The organism is Serratia bockelmannii (genome assembly GCF_008011855.1).
Taxonomy (GTDB): Bacteria; Pseudomonadota; Gammaproteobacteria; order Enterobacterales; family Enterobacteriaceae; genus Serratia; species Serratia bockelmannii.
In genome coordinates, this window is the sequence record NZ_VOUX01000033.1 from 496,352 (window position 1) to 520,769 (window position 24,418).

The 24,418-nt window shown below is 55.3% G+C and carries 20 protein-coding genes, 2 tRNA genes and 2 other RNA genes; 11 read left to right on the forward strand and 13 right to left on the reverse strand.

Annotation, left to right across the window (positions count from 1 at the left end):
• Positions 1-8 precede the first annotated feature (8 nt).
• The 4 genes from oppB to FOT55_RS18870 all read right to left on the reverse strand — a co-directional run bounded on the left by oppB (position 9) and on the right by FOT55_RS18870 (position 5,778).
• On the reverse strand, positions 9-929 hold the full coding sequence (gene oppB / locus FOT55_RS18855; protein ID WP_004932150.1) for an oligopeptide ABC transporter permease OppB: 921 nt from the start codon (positions 927-929) through the stop codon (positions 9-11).
• 83 nt (positions 930-1,012) lie between these two features.
• Entirely contained in the window at positions 1,013-2,650 is a 1,638-nt protein-coding gene (gene oppA / locus FOT55_RS18860) for an oligopeptide ABC transporter substrate-binding protein OppA (protein WP_147823877.1), read from the reverse strand.
• A 149-nt stretch (positions 2,651-2,799) separates the two neighbouring features.
• On the reverse strand, positions 2,800-4,437 hold the full coding sequence (locus FOT55_RS18865; RefSeq protein ID WP_049205525.1) for an ABC transporter substrate-binding protein: 1,638 nt from the start codon (positions 4,435-4,437) through the stop codon (positions 2,800-2,802).
• Positions 4,438-5,133: 696 nt separating this feature from the next.
• Positions 5,134-5,778, reverse strand: coding sequence for a YchE family NAAT transporter (locus FOT55_RS18870; protein WP_015378089.1), 645 nt, complete (start codon positions 5,776-5,778; stop codon positions 5,134-5,136).
• 531 nt (positions 5,779-6,309) lie between these two features.
• On the opposite strand from FOT55_RS18870, the gene adhE reads away from it, so the two are divergent.
• The gene (gene adhE / locus FOT55_RS18875) at positions 6,310-8,982 is read left to right on the forward strand and encodes a bifunctional acetaldehyde-CoA/alcohol dehydrogenase (protein ID WP_025303076.1); all 2,673 of its coding nucleotides are present in this window, start codon (positions 6,310-6,312) and stop codon (positions 8,980-8,982) included.
• Between the two features lie 119 nt (positions 8,983-9,101).
• Here the strand turns inward: adhE and FOT55_RS18880 are convergent, their stop codons facing one another.
• On the reverse strand, positions 9,102-9,686 hold the full coding sequence (locus FOT55_RS18880) for a thymidine kinase (protein ID WP_015378091.1): 585 nt from the start codon (positions 9,684-9,686) through the stop codon (positions 9,102-9,104).
• Between the two features lie 700 nt (positions 9,687-10,386).
• Here FOT55_RS18880 and hns point away from each other — a divergent pair.
• The gene (gene hns, locus FOT55_RS18885) at positions 10,387-10,794 is read left to right on the forward strand and encodes a histone-like nucleoid-structuring protein H-NS (RefSeq protein WP_004932170.1); all 408 of its coding nucleotides are present in this window, start codon (positions 10,387-10,389) and stop codon (positions 10,792-10,794) included.
• A gap of 186 nt (positions 10,795-10,980) precedes the next feature.
• Here hns and FOT55_RS18890 read toward each other — a convergent pair whose 3' ends face one another.
• From FOT55_RS18890 to rssA, 5 genes are all read right to left on the reverse strand, one after another.
• On the reverse strand, positions 10,981-11,991 hold the full coding sequence (locus tag FOT55_RS18890; protein ID WP_147823878.1) for an NAD-dependent epimerase: 1,011 nt from the start codon (positions 11,989-11,991) through the stop codon (positions 10,981-10,983).
• 9 nt (positions 11,992-12,000) lie between these two features.
• The gene (locus tag FOT55_RS18895) at positions 12,001-13,344 is read right to left on the reverse strand and encodes a UDP-glucose dehydrogenase family protein (RefSeq protein ID WP_147823879.1); all 1,344 of its coding nucleotides are present in this window, start codon (positions 13,342-13,344) and stop codon (positions 12,001-12,003) included.
• 40 nt (positions 13,345-13,384) lie between these two features.
• Complete coding sequence (gene galU / locus FOT55_RS18900) at positions 13,385-14,302, reverse strand: UTP--glucose-1-phosphate uridylyltransferase GalU (RefSeq protein WP_049295767.1); 918 nt, start codon at positions 14,300-14,302, stop codon at positions 13,385-13,387.
• 212 nt (positions 14,303-14,514) lie between these two features.
• Complete coding sequence (gene rssB / locus FOT55_RS18905) at positions 14,515-15,528, reverse strand: two-component system response regulator RssB (RefSeq protein ID WP_147823880.1); 1,014 nt, start codon at positions 15,526-15,528, stop codon at positions 14,515-14,517.
• 103 nt (positions 15,529-15,631) lie between these two features.
• Complete coding sequence (gene rssA / locus FOT55_RS18910; protein ID WP_043142971.1) at positions 15,632-16,534, reverse strand: patatin-like phospholipase RssA; 903 nt, start codon at positions 16,532-16,534, stop codon at positions 15,632-15,634.
• A gap of 118 nt (positions 16,535-16,652) precedes the next feature.
• Here rssA and FOT55_RS18915 point away from each other — a divergent pair, with 118 nt between their 5' ends.
• From FOT55_RS18915 to FOT55_RS18955, 9 genes are all read left to right on the forward strand, one after another.
• Complete coding sequence (locus FOT55_RS18915; protein WP_025303082.1) at positions 16,653-17,117, forward strand: YchJ family protein; 465 nt, start codon at positions 16,653-16,655, stop codon at positions 17,115-17,117.
• A gap of 68 nt (positions 17,118-17,185) precedes the next feature.
• Positions 17,186-18,034, forward strand: coding sequence for a formyltetrahydrofolate deformylase (gene purU, locus FOT55_RS18920; protein ID WP_004932187.1), 849 nt, complete (start codon positions 17,186-17,188; stop codon positions 18,032-18,034).
• Positions 18,035-18,210: 176 nt separating this feature from the next.
• Positions 18,211-18,295, forward strand: a tRNA-Tyr gene (locus FOT55_RS18925).
• A 213-nt stretch (positions 18,296-18,508) separates the two neighbouring features.
• Positions 18,509-18,593: transfer RNA gene (locus tag FOT55_RS18930), tRNA-Tyr, on the forward strand.
• Between the two features lie 47 nt (positions 18,594-18,640).
• Positions 18,641-18,768, forward strand: a non-coding RNA gene (locus tag FOT55_RS18935) — RtT sRNA.
• A gap of 47 nt (positions 18,769-18,815) precedes the next feature.
• Positions 18,816-18,943, forward strand: a non-coding RNA gene (locus FOT55_RS18940) — RtT sRNA.
• A gap of 192 nt (positions 18,944-19,135) precedes the next feature.
• Entirely contained in the window at positions 19,136-19,708 is a 573-nt protein-coding gene (locus FOT55_RS18945) for an LOG family protein (RefSeq protein WP_004932190.1), read from the forward strand.
• A gap of 101 nt (positions 19,709-19,809) precedes the next feature.
• Positions 19,810-20,616, forward strand: coding sequence for an exodeoxyribonuclease III (xthA, locus tag FOT55_RS18950; RefSeq protein ID WP_147823881.1), 807 nt, complete (start codon positions 19,810-19,812; stop codon positions 20,614-20,616).
• Between the two features lie 43 nt (positions 20,617-20,659).
• On the forward strand, positions 20,660-21,061 hold the full coding sequence (locus FOT55_RS18955) for a pyrimidine (deoxy)nucleoside triphosphate diphosphatase (protein WP_060433203.1): 402 nt from the start codon (positions 20,660-20,662) through the stop codon (positions 21,059-21,061).
• A 21-nt stretch (positions 21,062-21,082) separates the two neighbouring features.
• On the opposite strand, the gene FOT55_RS18960 is transcribed toward FOT55_RS18955, so the two are convergent.
• From FOT55_RS18960 to mnmH, 3 genes are read right to left on the reverse strand one after another with little or no spacing between them, the layout of a single operon-like run.
• Positions 21,083-21,379, reverse strand: coding sequence for a YnjH family protein (locus FOT55_RS18960; protein ID WP_060433204.1), 297 nt, complete (start codon positions 21,377-21,379; stop codon positions 21,083-21,085).
• Positions 21,376-23,301 (reverse strand): DNA topoisomerase III, encoded by a 1,926-nt coding sequence (locus tag FOT55_RS18965; RefSeq protein WP_043142985.1) that lies wholly within the window; start codon positions 23,299-23,301, stop codon positions 21,376-21,378. Before FOT55_RS18965 ends, FOT55_RS18960 begins: the two co-directional genes overlap by 4 nt.
• Positions 23,301-24,410, reverse strand: a complete 1,110-nt coding sequence (mnmH, locus tag FOT55_RS18970) for a tRNA 2-selenouridine(34) synthase MnmH (protein WP_060433206.1) — start codon at positions 24,408-24,410, stop codon at positions 23,301-23,303. The genes FOT55_RS18965 and mnmH overlap by 1 nt, the downstream gene beginning before the upstream one ends.
• Positions 24,411-24,418 lie beyond the last annotated feature (8 nt).

The following is a 24,418-nucleotide window of genomic DNA, read 5'->3' on the forward strand; positions in this document are numbered from 1 at the left end:
GCTCCAGATTAATAACGGATTTTCGGATCGATGACCGCATACAGCACATCGACGATCGCGTTGAACAGAATGGTCAGAGCGCCTACCAGAATGGTCAGGCTCAACACCAGGGAGTAGTCGCGGTTCAGCGCGCCGTTAACGAACAGCTGGCCGATCCCCGGCAGGCCGTAGATGGTTTCGATCACCATCGAACCGGTGATGATCCCGACGAACGCCGGGCCCATATAGGACAGCACCGGCAACAGCGCCGGCTTCAGCGCGTGGCGGAAAATGATGCGGCGCATCGGCAAGCCTTTAGCGCGCGCGGTGCGAATGAAGTTGGAGTGCAGCACTTCAATCATCGAGCCGCGCGTGATACGGGCGATGCTGGCGATATAGGCCAGAGACAGCGCTACCATCGGCAAGATGATGAACTTAGGCGCGCCGCCGTTCCAGCCGCCGCCCGGCAGCCATTTCAACGTGATGGCGAAGATCAGCACCAACAGCGGCGCCACCACGAAACTGGGTATCACCACCCCGGTCATGGCGAACCCCATCACCGTGTAGTCCCATTTGGTGTTCTGATTCAACGCGGCGATCACGCCGGCGCTCACGCCCAGCACCACCGCCAGCAGAAACGCGGCCAGGCCGAGTTTGGCGGAAACCGGGAAAGAGCTGGCGACCAGATCGTTGACCGAATAGTCCTTGTATTTAAAGGACGGGCCGAAGTCTCCCTGCGCAAGCTGCGCCAGATAATGACCGTACTGTTTCCAGATCGGGTCGTTCAAATGGTATTTGGCTTCGATATTCGCCATAACTTCCGGCGGCAATGCGCGTTCCCCGGTAAATGGACTGCCGGGCGCCAGGCGCATCATGAAGAATGAGATGGTGATAAGGATAAATAGTGTCGGGATCGCTTCCAATAAGCGACGAAGTATAAATTTAAGCATTGCCCTAACCCTGTGCGACAGCCTGATGACGGCTTATTATTCTCAACATGGGCCGGCGGCCTGCGCCGCCGGCTCTTACCGTATCAATGCTTGATGATGTACAGGTTTTTGTCGTACACGTTATCAAGCGGGTCTTTGCCGGTGTAGCCACCGACGTAAGGTTTCACCAAACGGGCGTTCACATAGTAATACAGCGGAACGATGGCGGAATCTTTATCCAGCTGAACTTCCGCTTTCTGATACAGATCGGCGCGCTCGTCTTTGCTCTTCGCGGTCAACACGTTGGCCATCAGCTTGTCGAACTCGGCGCTCTTATAGTGCGGGGTGTTACTGCTGCTGTCGGACAGCATCATGTTCAGGAACGAACTCGGCTCGTTATAGTCGGCGCACCAGCCGGCGCGCGCCACGTCATAGGTCCCCTGATGACGGGTATCCAGGAAGGTTTTCCACTCCTGGTTCACCAGCTTCACGTCCACGCCCAGGTTTTTCTTCCAGATGGACGCGGCGGCGATCGCCAGCTTCTTGTGCAGATCGGAGGTGTTGTACAGCAGGGAGAAGGTCAACGGTTTACCCGGGCCGTAGCCGGCTTCCGCCAGCAGTTTCTTCGCCACTTCGTTGCGTTTTTCCTGCGTCCAGCCGAACCACTCCGGCGGAGTCAGCTTGGCGCCGTCGGTGTATGGCGGCGTAAAGCTGTAGGCCGGCAGATCGCCCTGGTTTTTCACCTTGTTGACGATGATGTCGCGGTCCATGCCCAGCTTCAGCGCTTCACGCACGCGCGCATCGGTGAACGGCGCCTTCTGGTTGTTGATTTCGTAGTAGTAGGTGCACAGGTAAGGATCGACATGCACCTCTTTCGGGATCTCTTTCTTCAGCTTCTGGAACAGTTCGATCGGCATGTTGTTGTAGGTCATGTCGATTTCGCCGGTGCGGTAGCGGTTAACGTCGGTCACTTCCGACGAAATAGGCAGGAACGTCACTTTATTGATGATGGTTTTGGCGTTATCCCAATATTCCGGGTTGCGTTCCAGTACGATGCGTTCGTTGACAATCCAGTCTTTCAGTTTGTAAGCGCCGTTGCTGACGTAGTTGGCTGGCAGCGTCCACTTCTCGCCAAACTTCTCCACCGCGTCTTTGTAAACCGGCTTCATGGCGTAGTGTGGGGTCATTTCAACCAGATAAGGCACCGGCTCGCTCAGGGTCACCTGGAAGGTGTGGTCGTCGATGGCCTTCACGCCCAGTGTCGACTTGTCTTTTTTACCGGCGATGATGTCATCGACGTTTTCCACATGGGCGTACTGCAGGTAGCTGGCGTAAGGCGATGCAGTTTTCGGATCCACTACGCGCTGCCAGCTGTAGACGAAATCTTGCGCCGTCACCGGCTTGCCGTTGGACCATTTGGCGTCTTTACGCAGGTGGAAGGTCCAGACTTTGAAATCTTTGTTATCCCAGCTTTCCGCGACGCCCGGCACGATGGAACCGTCCGGGCTGTTGTTCGCCAAGCCTTCCATCAGATCGCGGGTGACGTTGTTTTCCGGCACGCCCTCGATTTTATGCGGGTCAAGCGACTGCACTTCGGAACCGTTATTTTTGACAATTTCTTGCTTGTCGGCCAGTTGCACGCCGGCAGGAACGTCGGCGGCAAAGGCGGAGGTGGTTGCTGTGATGCCCAGCGCGGCGATGACGCCGGCGGCAATGAGCGTATTCTTCGTGATGTTGGTCATACTTATCGACTCCAGTTTTTTATTATCACAGGCTCTTCGTGGAACCTGCGTTGCCCGTAAGCGGACTCTGTTTTCCCGCCGCCGCGGAACGAATGCGGCGGCCGGCCTTCCCTATATTCCTCCGCGAGTTAGCGCAAGGAATACCCCTTTTACTGCTTGATAATGTACAGATTTTTAACGTCGGTATAGTCCAGCGGGTCTTTGCCGGTGAACCCGCCTACCGTCGGCTTGATCAACCGTGCGCTGACGCGGTAATACACCGGGATCAACGCGGAGTCTTTGTCCAGCTGAGCTTCCGCCTGCTGATAGAGCGCGGCGCGCGCGGCCTCATCCGGCGCCTTCAGCGTGGCGGCCATGATGGCGTCGAACGCCGGGCTCTTATAGAACACGGTATTGATACTGCTGTTGGACAGCACCAGATTCAGGAACGCGCTGGGTTCGTTGTAATCCCCGCACCACGTGGCGCGCGCCACGTCGTATTGCCCCTGATGGCGGCTCTCCAGCGAAGTCTTCCACTCCTGATTACGCAGCGTGACCTCGGCACCGAGGTTCTTCTTCCACATCGATGCGGCGGCGATCGCCTGCTGTTTGTTTTGATCGGAGGTGTTGTAGAGCAACGAGAACTTCAGCGGTTTGGCATCGCTGTAACCCGCCTCCGCCAGCAGCTTCCTGGCTTCGGCGTTGCGCTGTTCCTGGCTCCAACCGGCCCATGCGGGCTGCGTAAAGTTCGCGCCCTCCGTAAAGGTCGGCGTGAAACTGTAGGCCGGGATCTGTCCCTGGCCCATGATCTTGTTGGCGATGATGTCGCGATCCAGCGTCATCTTCACCGCCGTACGCACGCGTGGATCGGTAAACGGCGCCCGCTTGTTATTGAGCTCGTAATAGAAGGTGCACAGATAAGGGTTAACGTGCAGCTGTTCGGGCATTTCGCGCTTCATCTTGACGTACAGGTACGGCGGGATCGCGCTGTTGGTGATGTCGATCTCGCCGCTGCGGAAGCGGTTGACGTCGCTGACTTCCGAGGTAATTGGCAGGAAGGTTGCCTGATTGATCACCGTCTGCTTGTTGTTCCAGTAGCTCGGGCTGCGCTCCAGCACGATGCGCTCGTTCACCACCCACTCTTTCAGGCGGTAAGCGCCGTTGCCGACGTAGTTGGCGGGTAGCGTCCATTTATCGCCGAATTTCTCCACCACCGCCCGTTTGACCGGTTTGAGCGACGTGTGGCTCAGCATGCTGATGAAATACGGCACCGGTTCGCTGAGCGTCACCTGCAGCGTCTGGTCATCCAACGCCTTGACGCCGAGGGTCTGCGGAGGCTTCTTGCCGGTCAGGATGTCGTCGATATTGTCGACTTTGGTGTATTGCAGATAGCTGGCGTAAGGCGAGGCGATTTTCGGATCGGCCAGGCGCTGCCAGCTGTAGACGAAGTCCTGCGCGGTCACCGGAGTGCCGTCGCTCCACACCGCGCCGGGGCGCAGGTGGAAGGTCCATTGCTGATAATTCTGGTTTTCCCAGCTCGCCGCCGCCGCCGGCACCACATGCCCGTTGGCGTCGGTGCTCACCAGCCCTTCAAGTAGGTTAAGAATGATATTGCTTTCCGGTACCCCCTCGACCTTATGCGGATCCAATGAAGCCACTTCGCTGCCGTTGTTGATCACAATATTCTGTTGCTGCGCCAACTGAACGCCGGCCGGCACTTCCGCCGCCAAACTGTTATTTATGGCGCCGACGCTCAGCGCGCCGCTAATCAACAAGGTCAAAGAAGTACGCTTCAGGGTTTGCTGCATAATCGAGGCTCCTTTTCACCGACAAGCATCGCTTATCGAAGTTTGTGAAGTGTTTATAAGAATTCTAAATAAACGGATACCAGCAAAAATCATTCCCGTTTTTATGGCGCATTTCAGTTAATTGACCACGGGAAAGTTGCTCGGAAATTAGCAGAAGCCAAATTCCATAGCCAATAAATTTTACGAAAATGTTAAGCAATTCTCTTTTATCGCACGAAGCCCGATCCGCTCCCCGATAGCGGGGCAACGAAAAAACAAAATCATCATTTTGATTTTAAAGATAAAAAAACCAAAATCATTTCGTTTGAAACCGTCGACGTCATCTCACCGTCGCACAAAGAAACATTCATTTAACAATCCAGCCATTCAAAGAACAAACACCTGCCTATGGTCGGTTAATCACTAATAACACCTGGATGAAAGTGAGACAAGCCCCACAGAATGATGTGATTAATTTAACAACAGCTTTACCGTTGAACGGGGACAAAACGCGCGGAAATGGGGGAAGAAAAGTGTCTGAAATAACGCTTAGCGTTTTTTTTGCACAGCAAGATGAGATTTATGCAACATAAGGGTGCAACCGAATAAATTTTATTCATCCTCTGCACTATAATAATGCGAACCAATAAATAATTTAAATTTTAAAATTAATTTTAGCCGCGCCAACGCGAAAGGTGCGCGGCTAAACAAAGGGTATTACAACAGGCCGGGGAATATCGCCTTAATGCCGGTAACGATAAACTCGATCCCGAGCGCCATCAGCAACAGGCCCATGATTCGGGTGATCACGTTGATGCCGGTCTGCCCAAGCAAACGCACCAACAGCGGCGCGGCGCGGAACAACAGCCAGCAGCAAAAGGCGAACAAGGCGATCGCCACCGTAAAACCGAGCAGGCTTTGCCAGTTGTGATAACGTGAACTCCAGACGATGGTAGAACTGATCGCCCCTGGCCCCGCCATCAGCGGCAGCGCTAACGGCACCACGCCGATACTTTCGCGGATCGCGCTCTCCGACTTCTCTTGTTTGTTCTGTTTGTCTTCCCCCAGCTTGCCGCTGATCATCGACATGGCGATGGTCACCACCAGAATACCGCCGGCGATGCGGAACGAATCGATAGAGATGCCGAACATCCGCAGGATCCCTTCGCCCAGGAACAGCGAGGTCCACAGAATGATGGCGACCGACAGGTTGGCGGTCAGGTTGGTTTTGTTGCGCCCCGCTTCCGCCTGATAACTGGTCATACTGATAAACACCGGCAAGATGCCCACCGGGTTGACCAGCGCAAACAGACCGACAAAGAACTTGATAAAGCCGGAAAGATCCAACAGAGATTGGCCCACAGATGGCTCCGCATTAAGTACTATAAAAAGGTGTGCTGCCTATGCGCGCTAATGTAATGGAATTGCCGCGGGTAATCCATCCGGCCAGAGCAGCATTTTTGACTACCAGCAGGTTATGCAACAAAACAAATGCCCTTTGTTAAAGTGATGTATGGCCTTTTGATTTTTTATGTTGAAAAAAGAGTCACCGCTCACAGTTATCGAGAATAATTCCCAACACCAGCAAGCTGAAAGGTGTCAGCTTGCAGTTTTCATGATTTAGATCACAAATCAACTACCCAACAGTGGGTAAGCTCTTAGTCGTAGTCAGGGAGTAGAACAAAGTCGGCAGCAGCATCGCCGGTTCCGTTCTCCTCACTGCCTGCCCCTCCGGTTGGCGTAGGGTGAAGCTCTTTAAGCAAATCAGCAGCATGCGAAGAAATAACGCGGGAAGACCCCGGTATTCTCATCACCGCTTATCCCCGTTACGACTATACTAGTGGCTCGCACGGCTTATTTACTGAAAGAGTTTAACATTATCAGGAGAGCATTATGGCTGTAACGAATGTCGCTGAACTGAACGAGCTTGTCGCACGTGTCAAAAAAGCCCAGCGCGAATATGCCAACTTCACTCAAGAGCAAGTGGATAAAATCTTCCGCGCTGCCGCCCTCGCCGCTGCTGATGCCCGTATCCCATTGGCCAAAATGGCCGTGGAAGAATCCGGAATGGGTATCGTCGAAGACAAAGTGATCAAAAACCACTTCGCTTCCGAGTACATCTACAACGCCTATAAAGATGAAAAAACCTGTGGCATCCTGTCTGAAGATGACACTTTCGGTACCATCACCATCGCCGAACCTATCGGCCTGATTTGCGGTATCGTGCCTACCACCAACCCAACTTCTACCGCGATCTTCAAAGCGCTGATCAGCCTGAAAACCCGCAATGGCATCATCTTCTCGCCGCACCCGCGTGCGAAGAATGCCACCAACAAAGCCGCCGATATCGTGCTGCAAGCCGCTATCGCCGCCGGTGCGCCGAAAGACATTATCGGTTGGATCGACCAACCTACCGTCGAGCTCTCCAACCAGCTGATGCACCACCCTGACATCAACCTGATCCTCGCCACCGGTGGCCCGGGCATGGTGAAAGCCGCCTACAGTTCCGGCAAACCGGCAATCGGCGTCGGCGCCGGCAATACGCCGGTCGTGGTAGACGAAACCGCAGATATCAAACGCGTGGTCGCCTCTATCCTGATGTCCAAAACCTTCGACAGCGGCGTTATCTGCGCTTCCGAACAGTCGGTCATCGTCGTTGACGCTATCTATGATGCGGTACGCGAGCGCTTCGCTTCCCACGGCGGCTATCTGCTGCAGGGTAAAGAACTGAAAGCGGTGCAGGACATCATCCTGAAAAACGGCGGCCTGAACGCGGCCATCGTCGGGCAATCCGCACCGAAAATCGCCGAAATGGCAGGCATCAAAGTGCCGGCCAACACCAAAGTGCTGATCGGTGAAGTGAAGCTGGTCGACGAGTCTGAACCTTTCGCACATGAAAAACTGTCGCCTACCCTGGCGATGTACCGTGCCAAAGACTTCGAAGACGCCGTCGCCAAAGCCGAAAAACTGGTCGCAATGGGCGGTATCGGCCACACGTCCTGCCTGTACACCGACCAGGATAACCAAACGGCTCGCATCGCCTACTTCGGCGATAAAATGAAAACGGCTCGCATTCTGATCAACACCCCGGCTTCTCAGGGCGGTATCGGCGACCTGTACAACTTCAAACTTGCGCCTTCGCTGACGCTGGGTTGCGGTTCCTGGGGTGGTAACTCCATCTCTGAAAACGTCGGACCTAAACACCTGATCAACAAGAAAACTGTAGCGAAGCGAGCAGAAAACATGTTGTGGCATAAACTTCCGAAATCGATCTACTTCCGCCGTGGCTCACTGCCTATCGCGCTGGAAGAAGTGGCGACCGACGGGGCGAAACGCGCCTTCATCGTGACCGACCGTTTCCTGTTCAACAACGGCTATGCCGACCAGATCACCAAGGTTCTGAAGTCTCACGGTATCGAAACTGAAGTGTTCTTTGAAGTGGAAGCCGATCCGACGCTGAGCATCGTGCGCAAAGGCGCCGAGCAGATGAACTCCTTCAAACCGGACGTCATCATCGCGCTGGGCGGCGGTTCGCCGATGGACGCCGCGAAAATCATGTGGGTGCTGTACGAACATCCTGAAACCCACTTCGAGGATCTGGCGCTGCGCTTCATGGACATCCGCAAGCGTATCTACAAGTTCCCGAAAATGGGCGTGAAAGCGAAGATGATCGCCATCACCACCACCTCAGGCACCGGTTCGGAAGTCACGCCATTCGCCGTCGTGACCGACGACACCACCGGACAGAAATACCCGCTGGCCGACTATGCGCTGACCCCGGACATGGCGATTGTCGACGCCAACCTGGTGATGAACATGCCAAAATCCCTGTGCGCCTTCGGCGGTCTGGATGCGGTAACCCACGCGCTGGAAGCCTACGTGTCGGTGCTGGCGAACGAATACTCCGACGGCCAGGCGCTGCAGGCGCTGAAACTGTTGAAAGAGTATCTGCCGGCCAGCTATAAAGAAGGCGCGAAAAACCCGGTTGCCCGTGAACGCGTGCACAACGCCGCCACCATCGCCGGTATCGCTTTCGCCAACGCCTTCCTCGGGGTTTGTCACTCCATGGCGCACAAGCTGGGTTCGGAGTTCCACATTCCGCACGGCCTGGCCAACGCGATGCTGATTTCCAACGTCATTCGCTACAACGCGAACGACAACCCGACCAAGCAAACGGCCTTCAGCCAGTACGACCGCCCTCAGGCGCGCCGCCGCTACGCTGAAATCGCCGACCACCTCGGCCTGAGCGCACCGGGCGACCGCACCGCGCAGAAGATTGAGAAACTGCTGGCCTGGCTGGACGAGCTGAAAACCGAGTTGGGCATCCCAACCTCCATCCGTGAGGCGGGTGTGCAGGAGGCGGACTTCCTGGCGAAAGTCGACAAGCTGTCGGAAGACGCATTCGACGACCAATGCACCGGCGCCAACCCGCGCTACCCGCTGATTGCCGAACTGAAGCAAATCATGCTGGATACCTTCTACGGCCGCGAATTCAGCGAAGCGGTCGACGAGGAAGCGGCGGCTCCGGCTGCAGCCAAAACCGCGGTAAAGAAGCCCAAGAAATAACGGTTCCGTGAACCGATAAAAAAACCCGCCAAACGGCGGGTTTTTTATTGCGCCTGGCGCGCGGTTTTTCTTATCCCGCCGCCAAAACGCCTCAGCGGGCGCTGGCGGCATTTTCGCTCCTACTCCAAGGAGTGAATCGCCTCTTTATAATGCTTGCGACAGACGGAGACATAGCTCTCGTTACCGCCAATCACCACCTGTTCACCAGCGTGCATCGCCTGGCCGTTTTCATCCAACCGCAACACCATGTTGGCTTTGCGCCCACAGTGACAGATGGTTTTCAATTCCACCAGCTTATCGGCCCAGGCCAGCAAATATTGGCTGCCGGTAAACAGTTCACCGAGAAAATCGGTACGCAGGCCGTAGCACAATACGGGAATGTCCAGTTGGTCCACCACATCGCACAATTGCTCAACCTGCGCCTTGGTCAGGAACTGGCTTTCATCCAGCAGCACACAATGCACCGGCTGCTGTTGATGCTCTTGCTGAATCATGGCGTACAGCATCGAGTCGTTGTTATAGAGCTGGGCCTGCGAGGATAAACCGATGCGCGAGCTGACTTTACCGACGCCAAAGCGGTGATCGATCTCCGCGGTGAACACCAGCGTGCGCATACCACGTTCTTGATAGTTATATGAAGACTGTAGCAGCGCGGTGGACTTGCCGGCATTCATCGCAGAGTAATAAAAATAAAGTTGAGCCATGGCCCCGCAACTCCGATGGTATAAGAAATATTCAAATGTTGATTAGGACGGTAAGTGTACCATAAGCCGCCCCCCGGCTCAGCCCAAAGCGAACGAATATTGCGTTCGCCGTAATAATGCGCTTTCAAGCGAAACATATCGTTCTGTCGGCCCGTTCTTTTTACAGCTATTTACAGGATAATGTATGCCTGTCATCACTATTAATTCTTGCTAATGGTTAACCCCTAACATTTGCCCATTAATGCATAATCCTCTTTCACTGCGGCAGGCACCGCAGCCGCGGGAGAGTGCTTGTCTATTATACGTGAGGCCAATACAGGGCATTTAATCACCTTCGCTATCCCCCCGACGTTTCCTGACGCAACCTTTACCTATATACCCCTATTGTTTACAATGTCTGCCTTACCATGGCGTGATTAAGCCCACAGAACTCATTGTAATATTGATATAAATTACGACGATAACTTATCGATGAAAGCCTTGCGACACGCGCCTTTTAAAGCATGCCTGCTGAAATTTTGACTTAAGTGCGGTGAGGATAATAGTTAACAGCCCTTCCTATATTAGTCGGACAGATCCGATTAACGGTTTTTTAAAAGGTAAATTTGAGTATTCAAGTCAATTTGGCTATTGCAGAAAAGAAAATAGCACTCTATTATTATCGAGACGCCCCCCACCAATATAATTTGAGACTAGGACAATGAGCGAAGCATTAAAGATTTTGAACAACATCCGCACTCTGCGCGCCCAGGCAAGAGAATGCACACTGGAAACGCTGGAAGAAATGCTCGAGAAACTGGAAGTTGTTGTGAACGAACGTCGCGAAGAAGACAGCCAGGCTCAAGCAGAAATCGAAGAACGCACTCGTAAACTGCAGCAATACCGCGAAATGCTGATTGCTGATGGTATCGATCCAAATGAGCTGCTGCAAACCATGGCTGCCAACAAGGCTGCCGGCAAAGCAAAGCGTGCAGCACGTCCTGCTAAATACCAATATAAAGATGAAAACGGCGAACTGAAAACCTGGACCGGCCAAGGCCGTACGCCTGCGGTGATTAAGAAAGCTATCGAAGAGCAAGGTAAATCTCTGGACGATTTCCTGCTGTAATAGCGATTCAGTCCGTATCTGAAAGGCTCCCTCCGGGGGGCCTTTTCATTTTAAAGCTTATCGACGTGATCCCACCTCACCCCTCTCCTTTTAGTAAATATCCTAATTCGCAATTTCTTCCCTGCATGGAGCCCCAATGAAAAAAAGGGGCCGTAAGGCCCCTTTATCGCATTTACCCTCGTTCAATTATTGAACCTGGTAGAATGCCTTATACCAATCAACAAAGCGCTTAACACCCTCTTCAACGCTGGTTTCCGGTTTAAAACCAATGTCACGATAAAGCTCTGCGGTATCCGCGCTGGTATCCATCACGTCGCCAGGTTGCATCGGCAGCATATTCTTGCGGGCAGTTACCCCCAAAGCCTGCTCCAACGCCGTGATATATTCCATCAGTTTAACGGGAGCGCTATTGCCGATATTATAGACATGATACGGTGCAGAACTGGTCGCTGACGAACCCTGTTCAACGCTCCATGACGGATCTGCCTGCGGAATAACCGCCTGCAGCCGCACAATCGCCTCGGCGATATCATCGACGTAAGTAAAATCACGGTGCATTTCACCGTGATTATATACATCGATGCTCTCCCCCGCCAATATGGCCTTGGTAAACTTGAACAGCGCCATATCCGGACGCCCCCAGGGGCCATATACGGTAAAGAAGCGTAACCCCGTCGTCGGGAGACCGTATAAATGAGAGTAGCTGTGTGACATCAGCTCATTGGCTTTTTTGGTGGCCGCATACAGTGACACAGGATGATCGACAGAATCTTCGGTAGCAAACGGCAGCTTGCGATTGAGACCATAAACAGAACTGGAGGAAGCGTAAAGTAAATGCTCGACCTTATTATGGCGGCAGCCTTCCAGAACGTTTAGATGGCCGATCAGGTTGGCGTCCGCATAAGCCAACGGGTTGACCAGCGAATAACGCACGCCGGCTTGTGCACCCAAATGAATGACTCGTTGGAACTGATGCTCGGCGAACAATGCCGCCATACCTTCACGATCGGCCAAATCCAGCTTGATAAAGCGGAATCCCGGCTTATCCGCCAGTCTGTCCAGACGGGCCATTTTCAGGCCCACGTCATAATAGTCATTCAGGTTATCGATGCCGACAACCTGATGCCCTGCGGCCAATAAACGCTCTGCAACGTGATAACCAATAAACCCTGCAGCGCCTGTAACCAGGAATTTCATGCCCACTCCTTAAATAACCGGTTTAATCGAGGCGCCGCGGCCAATCGCGTAATAGGTAAAGCCGCGATTCTCCAAACGCTCCGGATCGTACAGGTTACGTCCATCGAAGATCACCGGCTGCTTCAACGCACTCTTGATCACATCGAAGTCCGGTGCGCGGAAATTCTGCCATTCGGTGCAGATCACCAGAGCATCGGCGCCGTGCAATGCAGCCTCTTTGGTCCCCATCAGCTTCAAGTCGTCGCGCTGGCCATAGATGCGCTGAACTTCGTTCATCGCTTCAGGATCGTAGGCTTGAACGGTGGCGCCGGCAGCCCACAATTGCTCCATCAGCACGCGGCTGGACGCTTCACGCATGTCATCGGTATTCGGCTTGAACGCCAGGCCCCACAGCGCAAAGGTTTTCCCCTTCAGATCGCTGCCGAAGTAATCTTTGATAAAGCCGTTCAACTTATCTTTCTGTTGGTAGTTGACCTGCTCTACCGCCTGCAGCAGCTTCGGTTGGTAACCGATCTGTTCCGCCGTGCGGATCAACGCCTGGACATCTTTCGGGAAGCAAGAACCACCGTAGCCGCAGCCAGGGTAGATGAAGTGATAACCGATGCGTGAGTCGGAACCGATGCCCTGACGCACTTTCTCGATGTCCGCACCCAGCATTTCCGCCAGATTGGACATCTCGTTCATAAAGCTGATTTTGGTCGCCAGCATGCAGTTGGCAGCGTATTTGGTCAGCTCTGCGCTGCGGATATCCATCATGATCATACGATCGTGATTGCGGTTAAATGGCTCGTACAGTTCGCGAATCGGTTCGATTACCTCTTTATTATCGGTACCGATCACGATGCGTTCAGGGCGCATGCAGTCAGCTACCGCAGCGCCTTCCTTCAGGAATTCAGGGTTGGATACCACGTCGAACGCCACGTTGCTGCCGCGTTTAGCCAGCGTTTCCGCCATCACCTGACGCACCTTGTCCGCCGTACCGACCGGCACGGTGGATTTATCGATCACCACTTTGCGATCGGTCATGTGTTCGGCGATGGTACGTGCAACCGCGGTGACATATTTCAGATCGGCGGAGCCGTCCTCATCCGGCGGCGTGCCGACGGCAATAAACTGGATATTCCCGTGTGCCACGCCCGCTTTGGCATCGGTGGTGAAATGCAGGCGCCCAGCCTCATAGTTTTGCTGTACCAGCGGCGTCAGGCCCGGTTCAAAAATCGGGATATTCCCTTTTTTCAGGTTTTCGACTTTTCGCTCATCAACATCAATGCACATAACGTCATGGCCAACTTCAGCCAGTACGGCGGCCTGTACCAACCCCACATAACCAATACCAAAAACTGTTACTTTCATGTGAAAATCCTAGTTTTTCAAATTAATACGAAAGATCAAATTACTTCTTGTCAGCGGCAACAACCTGTTGCAGCCACTGAGAAAATTCTTTGCCCAGGCTGGCATGACGCATGCCGTACTCAACAAAAGCCTGCATGTACCCCAACTTGTTACCGCAGTCATGGCTTACGCCCTTCAGGTGATACGCTTCCACCGTTTCCTGCTGCATCAACATTTCGATACTGTCAGTCAGCTGAATTTCGTCGCCGGCGCCAGGGGGCGTTTTAGCCAACAGCGGCCAAATATCGGCGGATAACACGTAACGACCGACAATCGCCAGGTTGGAAGGGGCTTTATCCGGCGAAGGTTTCTCAACCACACTCACCATCGGCGCACTTTCGCCCGGTTGCAAAGCAACGCCCTTACAGTCGGCTACGCCGTAGTTTCCGACATCTTTATGCGGCACGGGTTCAACCATGATCTGGCTGACGCCGGTAGTTTCGAAGCGCTGCAGCATTTCGTGGAGGTTGTCTTTTTTCGGATCGGCGCTGTATTCGTCGAGGATCACGTCCGGCAACACCACCGCCACCGGTTCATCGCCCACCATCGGGTAGGCACACATAATCGCGTGCCCCAGGCCTTTGGCATTGCCCTGACGAACCTGCATCACGGTAACGCCTTTCGGGCAGATCGACTGCACTTCATCCAGCAATTGGCGCTTGACGCGTTTTTCCAGCATCGCTTCAAGTTCGAAACTGGTATCAAAATGGTTTTCGATCGAGTTCTTGGAGGAGTGGGTGACCAGCACAATCTCGTTAATCCCCGCCGCAATGCACTCATTAACGACGTATTGGATCAGCGGTTTATCAACCAGCGGCAGCATTTCTTTCGGAATGGCTTTGGTGGCCGGTAACATCCGCGTACCCAAGCCTGCAACCGGGATCACGGCTTTTCTGACTTTGCGATTTACAGCAGGCATTATTTCCTCTCTTGAAGCTAAAGCGCTCATTTTATGAGCTTGGGCTCAATATAAAAAACCTTCGGAGTATACCAGCTTATGCGCGCCTGGCATTAACCAGAACACAAATAGAAAAAATTTAGGACTATTACCCGTTCGGATAATCGGGAGAATAAATAAACGGTTTAATTACCGATAAGTGAATAGCTTAAGATCTCGCCGTTCGTTGCCTGTTATTCAGCGCTGAGCATCAGCCGTAACCGACCACCGCTTCCCCATACCTGACACTGCCAGGCAGTGCAGCGCTGGCTGATCTGATTCATGTAGGCGGCCCCCAGCGTCCCCAGTGGCACGCCATTGCTCAGCTGGATTTGATTGTCACCGGTATTGACGTTGGCATGCAGCCCGGCAGAAACCAGAATCAGGTTTTTATTTTCGGCGTGATAATATCCCAGCAACAGCGGGAATTGACCGTCTAATTTCCCCTGCCGCAATAATTGATTAACCTGCTTTAACAATGCCGACATTTGCGGCAGACGATGCTGTTGATTAGCCAGATGGTCTTGCAGCAGCCCATTAAATAATGCACGCAACAGCAATGCCGCCAATACGCCATTATCGCCGGCGCGCGTGACGTCCAGGCAATAGAATGCCAGATCCTTTTCTGACAAAGCGGCGATATCCAGCACCAGGCCAGGATTTTCGCCGGTGGTTAACTGCCGATAGTTGATCCGGCAATGCGCAATAGTCTGCTGTACCGGCGGTTGCAATTGTTTAAGCAGTTTGACGGCTTCGGAGGGATTTTTGCTCAACGCATCCCAGTCCTGAAACAGTTCAACCTCCTCAATCGCCTGGGAAGTGAACATATTGGGGTATAAGCATGCCAACACCGCTTCACGCAGGCGATTGAGATCGGTCAGCGGCTTGAGCAGCACATCCTGCACGCCCAACCTCAGCACCTTGGCGATGTCAGCCATCTTGTCGGTGGCCGAGATCACCAGCACCGGGATTTGCAGCCCCTGCAAACGCAGGTGCTCAACGAATTCGATCCCCCCCATTTCCGGCATCGCGAGATCGCACAGGATCAGATCCGGCTTGAAGTCATCGACGGCACCCAGCGCCTGTATACCGTTGGTCGCCTCGCCGGTTTCAGCACCCAGTGAGGCCAAATAACCGACCAGCACTGAACGAAAAACCTGTTCGTCCTCAACGATCAAGATGCGCTTGTGAGTAAGTGGTAATGCCATCAGCCGAGCCTCGTCCCTTTCCATAGTGTAATAGTGGCTCAAAAAGGTCACTTATGCTCGTCTGAAACAGACTGACCGCGCATTGCCAACCGAGAACCGAGAATTATCTATTTTTTATCAACGGCAACAACCGATCCAGTTGTTTTTCCACCGCCAGCAACCCCGCTGCGATCGCTTCATCGGCGCGGTGGAAATCCAGCGTCGAGATTTGCGGACAAAAAGGTTGAATCAACACATCCGGCGGATCGCTCGCCATCCGATTACGCTTCAAACGATTTTCCAGCATTTGAATCGAGGTGCTCATGATCTCCATCGCCGTCGGCGCCGTCGCCGGTTTGCGCTGTCGCATTTTGCCGATGCGTTCCCGCAGACGCCCGCGCCAGGTCGCCGCAGGCGCATCGCCCGGGCTTTCTTCCTCGATACGTATCGAGAACAGATCCTGCTGCATCAGATGCGCATCATGCTGCAGATCGACCGCGATGACGATATCGGCGCCCATGGCGCGGCAAAGCGACACCGGCACAGGATTGACCACCGCGCCATCCACCAGCCAATAGCCGTCGGCCCATACTGGCGCCAACAGGCCAGGCATGCTGCAGGAGGCGCGTATCGCCTGATGAATATCGCCTTCGGTCAGCCACAGCTCGCGCCCGGTGCTGAGATTGGTGGTCACGGCACCGAACTTCAACGCGCAATCGGCGATATCATTGACCTTCAGCAGCTGTCCGACGGCGTTAAACACCCGCTCGCCGCGCAACAGGCCGCCGCGCTGCCAGGAAAAATCCATCAGGCGAATGACGTCCCAATAGCTGAACGATCGCACCCACTGCTCCATCGCCGGCAGACGATGGCTGGCGAACGCCGCGCCCACCAACGCGCCGACAGAACAGCCAGCAACGACGTCAACCTCAATCCCCAGTTTCTTTATCGCATTGATCACGCCGATGTGCGCCCAGCCTTTGGCCGAGCCCGCTCCCAGCGCCAGTCCGATCTTGATTTGCCGCATCGCGCCATCCTCAGGGTGAAAGGTGTTCTCTGCTTTCAGGGTAGATTGTCACTGACGAATATTGTTAGGTAACATATGCGCTAAATTCATTTTCTGCCTCGTGTTCTCAGGAGTTATTTTGCCCGAATTATGCCCATGCGGCAGCGGACTGGCGTATAACGCGTGCTGCGCCCCTTTTATCAGCGGCAATCAGCCAGCGCCGACGCCCGGCCAGCTGATGCGTTCACGCTTCACCGCCTACGTGAGTCATAACGTCGACTATCTGATCGCCACCTGGCACCCCGACTGCGGTGCCGAAGCGTGGCGCAATGCAATCGTCGACAGTTTTAAGAATACCGAATGGCTGGGCCTGACTGTCGTGGAAGAGAAAGCCGGTCATGAGCCGGATGAAGGCTTCGTCGAATTCATCGCCCGTTTTACCGATGGCGAAAGCGGCGAACCGCAAGCGATGCATGAGCGCTCACGCTTCCTTCGTCGCGATCAACGTTGGTATTATATCGACGGTACCAAACCCCAGCCCGGCAGAAATGCGATGTGTCCCTGTGGCTCAGGGAAAAAATATAAGAAGTGCTGCGGGCGCTAACCGGCCGGTGCTTCACGTTTACGCCTGCGCAGACAGGCCGTTCAGTATCAGACAGGATCCTCAAACCCATGCCACACCAAAATGTACAACGAAAAGTGTTACGCACCATCTGCCCGGACGCCAAAGGGCTGATCGCCAAGATCACCAACATCTGTTACAAGCACGAACTCAATATCGTCCAGAATAATGAGTTTGTCGATCACCGCACCGGGCGTTTCTTTATGCGCACCGAGCTGGAAGGCATTTTCAACGACAACACGCTGCTGGCCGATCTGGACAGCGCGCTGCCGGAAGGTTCGCTGCGCGAGCTGCACAGCACCGGGCGCCGTCGCATCGTGGTACTGGTCACCAAAGAGGCTCACTGCCTGGGCGACTTGTTGATGAAAAGCGCCTATGGCGGCCTCGACGTTGAAATCGCCGCCGTGATCGGCAACCACGACACGCTGCAAACGCTGGTGGAACGTTTCGATATTCCTTTCCATTTGGTGAGCCACGAAGGCTTGACGCGTGAGCAACACGACCGCGAAATGACGGCCAAGATCGATCAATACCAGCCGGATTACGTGGTGCTGGCCAAATATATGCGCGTGCTGACCCCGGCCTTCGTGCAGCATTATCCGAATCAGGTGATCAACATTCACCATTCGTTCCTGCCGGCATTTATCGGCGCGCGCCCTTATCACCAGGCCTATGAGCGCGGGGTAAAAATCATCGGCGCCACCGCCCACTACGTTAACGACAATCTCGACGAAGGCCCGATCATCATGCAGGACGTGATCCACGTCGATCACACCTATTCCGCCGAGGATATGATGCGCGCCGGGCGCGACGTAGAGAAAAATGTGCTTAGCCGCGCGCTGTATCAGGTGCTGGCGCAGCGTGTCTTCGTTTACGGCAACCGCACCGTTATTCTGTAATCGCTCAATAAATCGGTGCATTTCGTTCAGGGATGCACCGCCAAGAATAAAAAAACGGCAAACGATTCATTTTCTGCATTTCAATGCTTTACACATCCGCTTCATTTGATATGATGCGCCCCGCTTACCGAGACAGCGCTCTCGCAAGCAAGGCCAGTTAAATAGCCATGTAATATGGTGGGGTTCCCGAGCGGCCAAAGGGAGCAGACTGTAAATCTGCCGTCACTGACTTCGAAGGTTCGAATCCTTCCCCCACCACCATCTTTTCGTTGCTGATACGCACTGAGTTTAAGCGAGTCAGAAAGGGAAGGATAACGCGCTTTAGCGCGGCCCAAAGGGTGAGGAACGAAGTGACGAATAATCCTTCCCCCACCACCATCTTCTCTCCGCCAGGAGCGAAGACGCAGTAAAGAAACCGGCCAGGTTTCTTCTGGATAAAACCAGAACAACAATTTGTAAATCCATGAATACCATGGTGGGGTTCCCGAGCGGCCAAAGGGAGCAGACTGTAAATCTGCCGTCACAGACTTCGAAGGTTCGAATCCTTCCCCCACCACCATCCCTTGCAAAAATCCCCAAACCAAATTAAAAACACATCGCCTCCATAATGTTCCGTATTGGGGAAGGATGAGAAGCTTCGACCAAGGTTCGAGTCTCACGCAGTGAGACAACGCGCTTCAGCGCGGCCCGCAGGGTGAGTCGCACAGCGACGAATCATCCTTCCCCCACCACCATCCCTTGCAAAAATCCCCAAACCGAATTAAAAGCACATCGCCTCCATAATGTTCCGTATTGGGGAAGGATGAGAAGCTTCGACCAAGGTTCGAGTCTCACGCAGTGAGACAACGCGCTTCAGCGCGGCCCGCAGGGTGAGTCGCGCAGCGACGAATCATCCTTCCCCCACCACCATCTCTTGCAGAAAAATCCAAACCCTACTTAAAACTCGTTGCATCCAATGTTCTCGTATCAATAAATCAAGTTATCTCCCCTTATTAACCGCTTCCATCCAGACGTTTTATTTCTCTCCTCCGCCCGTAACTTGAACTCCGGCCGACAATTCGCTATACCACTGGCTTCTTTAGTGCAGTAAGGAACAGGTGGATGCGAAACAATATTTGCGTTTTTTGTGGCGCCAGCGAAGGCGTCAATCCCGCTTATGCCGAGCAGGCTCGTCAACTGGGGCAGCTGCTGGCCGCACAGGGGCGCCGTTTAATCTACGGCGGCGGCAAAAAAGGATTGATGGGGATCGTGGCGGACGCCGTGTTGGCAGCGGGCGGTGAAGCTGTCGGCATTATCCCCGAGCGCCTGGTTGAAGCGGAAACGGCGCATCGCGGCCTGACCGAACTGGAAGTGGTGCCCGATATGCATACGCGCAAAGCCCGTATGGCGGCGCTGGCGGACAGTTTTATCGCCCTGCCCGGCGGCATCGGCACGCTGGAAGAGCTGTTTGAAATCTGGACTTGGGGGCAAATCGGCTATCACAACAAACCGGTCGGCCTGCTGAACGTCAACGGATTCTACCGCCCGCTGAGCCAGTTCCTCGAGCACGTCGCCGATCAGGGCTTTATGCGCCACGACTATCTCGGCACCCTGCACATCAGTGAATCGGCACAAACGCTGCTGCAACAGTTTGACGACTATCAGCCTAAAAATTACGACCGCTGGGCGAAATAAACCCGCTGCGCAGTCAGCGGCCCCGCCGCTGTCTGCGTTACATTTCCCGCCAAACTCTGCTACTATCACAGCACATTTTTCTCGTGAAAACGGCACCGCTCATGAAGTTTGTCTCTTTTAATATCAATGGACTGCGCGCGCGTCCGCATCAGCTGGCGGCAATTATCGAACAGCACCAGCCCGACGTGATCGGTCTGCAGGAAACTAAAGTTCACGATGACATGTTCCCATTGGAAGACGTCAGCCAGCACGGCTATCACGTGTTCTATCACGGGCAAAAAGGCCATTACGGCGTGGCGCTGCTGACCAAAGCGGAGCCTCTGGCCGTGCGCCGCGGTTTCCCGACCGATGAAGAAGACGCGCAACGTCGCATCATCATGGCCGATCTGGCTACGCCACAGGGTACGCTGACAGTGATCAACGGCTACTTCCCGCAAGGTGAAAGCCGCGACCATCCGATCAAATTCCCGGCTAAAACACGCTTTTATCAGGATCTGCAAAACTACCTGGAGCAGCAGCTGTCGGCAGAATACCCGGTGCTGATCATGGGCGACATGAATATCAGCCCCAGCGATTATGACATCGGCATCGGCGAAGACAGCCGTAAACGCTGGCTGCGCACCGGCAAGTGTTCCTTCCTGCCGGAAGAGCGCGAATGGATGGACCGCCTGCTGAACTGGGGCCTGGTGGATACCTACCGCCACGCCAACCCGGGGCGCAGCGACGAATTCTCGTGGTTCGACTACCGCTCCAAAGGGTTCGACGACAACCGCGGCCTGCGTATCGATCTGCTGCTGGCCAGCACCCCGCTGGCTTCGCGCTGCATCGCCACCGGCATCGATTACCAAACCCGTGGTATGGAGAAACCTTCCGACCATGCACCGGTGTGGGCGGAATTTACGCTGTAACCCATCACCCCGGCGCTCGCCGGGGTTTTACTCTGTGAAGCCAATGAAAATTATCGATGTGGTAGCCGCCATTCTGGAACAGAACGGCCGCATTTTGCTGGCCCAGCGCGGCGCAGGCAGCGATCAGGCCGGTCTATGGGAGTTTCCCGGCGGCAAGGTTGAAGCCGGCGAAGGCCAGCCAGAAGCGCTGGCGCGCGAGCTGGATGAGGAGTTGGGGATTTGCGCCCGTATCGGCAACTATGTAGGCAGCAATCAATGGCGGCAAGGCGAACGCATCATCCGGCTGCACGCCTGGCGAGTCGCGGAGTTCTCCGGTGAACTGCAGCAGCGCTGCCACTCGGCGCTGGTCTGGGTCACGCCGCAGCAGGCGCAGGAATACGCTCTGGCACCCGCTGACGTTCCACTGCTGGCGGACTATATCGCCGCGCAAGCCGATTCACGCTGAACGCGGCGACAGGTTACATCGTCACTTCTTCAATCGCACCCAAATCAAGGGGTTGGTGCCGATGGTGTTAGGCTCACGCACGCACTGCAGCACTTCCCCTTCCACTTTAAGCACCGCGCCCTCGGAATAGTTTTGATTCTGGTAGACGCAACAGCGGTTGCAGGGCTGTGCCGGCGGCGGGTTGACGCCGCTTTTGGCCGTGCCCCAAATCTCCGGCGAAACCGGTAACACCACGTCCACATCGCCGCGATTGGCGACCGCCAGGCCGGAAAACATCAGGGCAGCGGCAGCCAATACCCCTGTGAGTCCACGCTTCATTCACTCTTCTCCTGCGCCTTGCCGGCGCTTTTCCTGCGTTTTTTGCCTCCGCTGGAGGGCGGCGGCGGCAATCCACGAAACGCCATGCTCGCCCGGCTCTGCTTGGCCTGATAAATCAGCTCTTGCAGCGTGCCGACCAACGGCTGCATAAAGTCCTGATAGCGGCAGGATTTCTCGCTGATTTGCGTCAGCGTGGCTTCCCAGTTGGCCGTCATATCAGGGCGCGCAGCAAGATCCGGCAGCGAATGAATCAACGCGCGCCCGGTTTCGCTGGAGTGAATATAGCGTCCCTTCTTGTACAGAAACGCCCGCTTGAACAGCAATTCGATGATCCCCGCTCGCGTCGCTTCCGTTCCTAAACCATCGGTCGCCCGCAGGATTTTCTTTAACGCTTTATCTTGTACGAATCGCGCGATGCCGGTCATAGCCGACAGCAGGCTGGCGTCGGTAAACGGCCGCGGCGGCTGCGTCTGGCGCTCCACCACTTCACCGCGCTCGCACAGCAGCTCATCGTCCTTGGCCACCACCGGCAGCGGTGCACCTTCGTTTTCCTCGTCGCGCTCCTTGCTGCCCAGCAGCGTGCGCCAGCCGGCTTCCGCCAGGAAACGCGCCTTGGCGATGAATTTGCCGCCGGCGATATCGAGCTCGATCACGCATTTGCGGAACACCGCATCCGGACAAAACTGCATCAGGTACTGGCGCGCCACCAGTCCATACACGTTCCGTTCATCCTGCGTCAGATTAATCTTGCCGGCGCGGGCGGTGGGAATGATGGCATGGTGCGCATCGACCTTTTTATCGTCCCAGCAGCGGTTGCGGCGATCGCTGTCGATCACCGGCTGCGGGTACAGTTCAGGCTGGTGCACGCTGATGGCGTTCAGCACCGCGTGGCGGCCGGCGAAATGCTCTTCCGGCAGATAGCGACAGTCGGAACGCGGATAGGTGATCAATTTGTGGGTTTCGTACAGCCGCTGGCAAACGTCCAGCACCTGTTGCGCGCTGAGGTTATAACGCCGGGCCGCTTCGATTTGCAGCGTGGAGAGCGAAAACGGCAGCGGCGCGGTATCTGATTCCCGTTTATCGTTATAAGACGTGACCAGGGCCGGCTGGCCTTCGATGCGCTTGACCACGTGCTCCGCCAACGGCCGGTGCAGCAAACGCCCCTCTTCATCCTGATAAGGCTCGCAGGAGTCGCTGGGTTGCCACAGCGCCACAAAGCGTTCTTCTTTCGGCGTAACGATGTGCGCTTTGACCTCAAAGAAATCTTTCGGCACGAAGTTTTCGATCTCTTCATCGCGCCGCACCACCAATCCCAGCACCGGCGTCTGCACCCTGCCCACCGACAGCACACCGTCGTAACCGGCGTTGCGGCCCAGCAGCGTATAAGCGCGGGTCATATTGATGCCGTACAGCCAGTCTGCGCGCGAACGTGCCAGCGCAGACACGCACAGCGGGATAAAGTCTCGGTTGTCGCGCAGCCGCTCGACCGCGCGCTCCACCGCCTGCGGGTTGAGATCGTTGATCAGACAGCGGCGCACGTTCTGACGCTTCTCCGCCGTCAAATCCAGGTAGTCCAGCACCTCATCCACCAGCAGTTGCCCTTCGCGATCCGGGTCGCCGGCGTGAACCACTTCATCGGCTTCAAGCAGCAACTTTTTAATGGCGTTGAGCTGTTTACTGACCGAAGGCCGCGGCTGCAACCGCCATTTTTCGGGAATGATCGGCAGATCCGCCAACGACCAGCGCGCATAGCGGCTGTCATAAGCGTCAGGCTGAGCCTGCTCCAACAGGTGGCCGACGCACCAGGTCACCACGTCGTTGTTGCCACAGGCGATATACCCGTCGCCGCGGCGATGCGGCTTGGGCAAGACGTCGGCAATGGCGCGCGCCAAACTCGGTTTCTCGGCTATGAACAGTCGCATTATTCACCGTTTTTCTGGCTGAACGTCATCAAGAATTCTCTTACTTCTGCATAGTTCCCACGGAAGACAATCCGCTGGGCTTTCTTTTCCAACTGATAGCAATACATCGGATCGTAGTACTGCTGCAACAGGGGCGCCAGCCACTCGCGGTGCGCCTCGCCCTGGCCGCTGAGCCGCTGTGTCCGCAGCGCCGCTTCCAGTCGTTGCGTCAGCTGCTGGAAGCGTTCCAGCCCCAGGCGGCGGCGTATGGCGAACAGACCGTGGTGCAGATAGTCGTCGTACTGTCGCCAGCCGTCTTCCACACCATAGGCCTGTTCGAACTGTTCGCGCATGCCGTCGATATATTCCGCCTGCAGACGCGCCAGACGAATGTCGAACGGATCGTCGATCACCGCCACCGGCGCCTGCTGCATCCCATTGAACAGCGGCAGCGGCAGATTGTTGCTGCCGATGATCCGCCCTTCGTCTTCCAGCACCCAACGGCGGCTGCCACCATGCTGTTTTTTCAGCAATAACACAGCCAGACGATTCTCAAAATCGATCTGCGAGCTCTGGCCCGCCAGCGTTCGACCAAAAGATGAACCGCGATGGCGCGCCACGCCTTCCAGATCGACGCCGTCGGCCAGTTCGTTGACCAGCAACGTCTTGCCGCTGCCGGTATTGCCGCCCACCAGGGCCATCGGCAATGCCGCGCTTTGCGCCAGCACGCCGAGCAAATAATTGCGCAGCGCCTTATAACCGCCAATGATACGCGGGTACTCGACGCCGGCCTCATGCAGCCATTGCTGCACCAGCTGCGAGCGCAGCCCGCCGCGGAAGCAGTAAATATAGCCTTCGGGCCGCTCTGCGCAGGCCGCCAGCCAGGCGGCGGTGCGCTGTTCGCGCAGTTTGCCGTTCACCAGGCTGTGGCCGAGCGCGATCGCCGCTTGTTGCCCATGCTGCTTATAGCAGGTGCCGACCGCCTGGCGTTCGCTGTCGATCATCAGCGGCAGATTCAGTGCCTGAGCGAAGGCGCCCTGCTGAAACTCGATCGGTGCGCGCACGTCAATCAGCGGCACGTCCTGCAGGAAAATGCGTTGGTAATCGTCGCTGTCCGCCCTTCCTTGCATGTTGGACA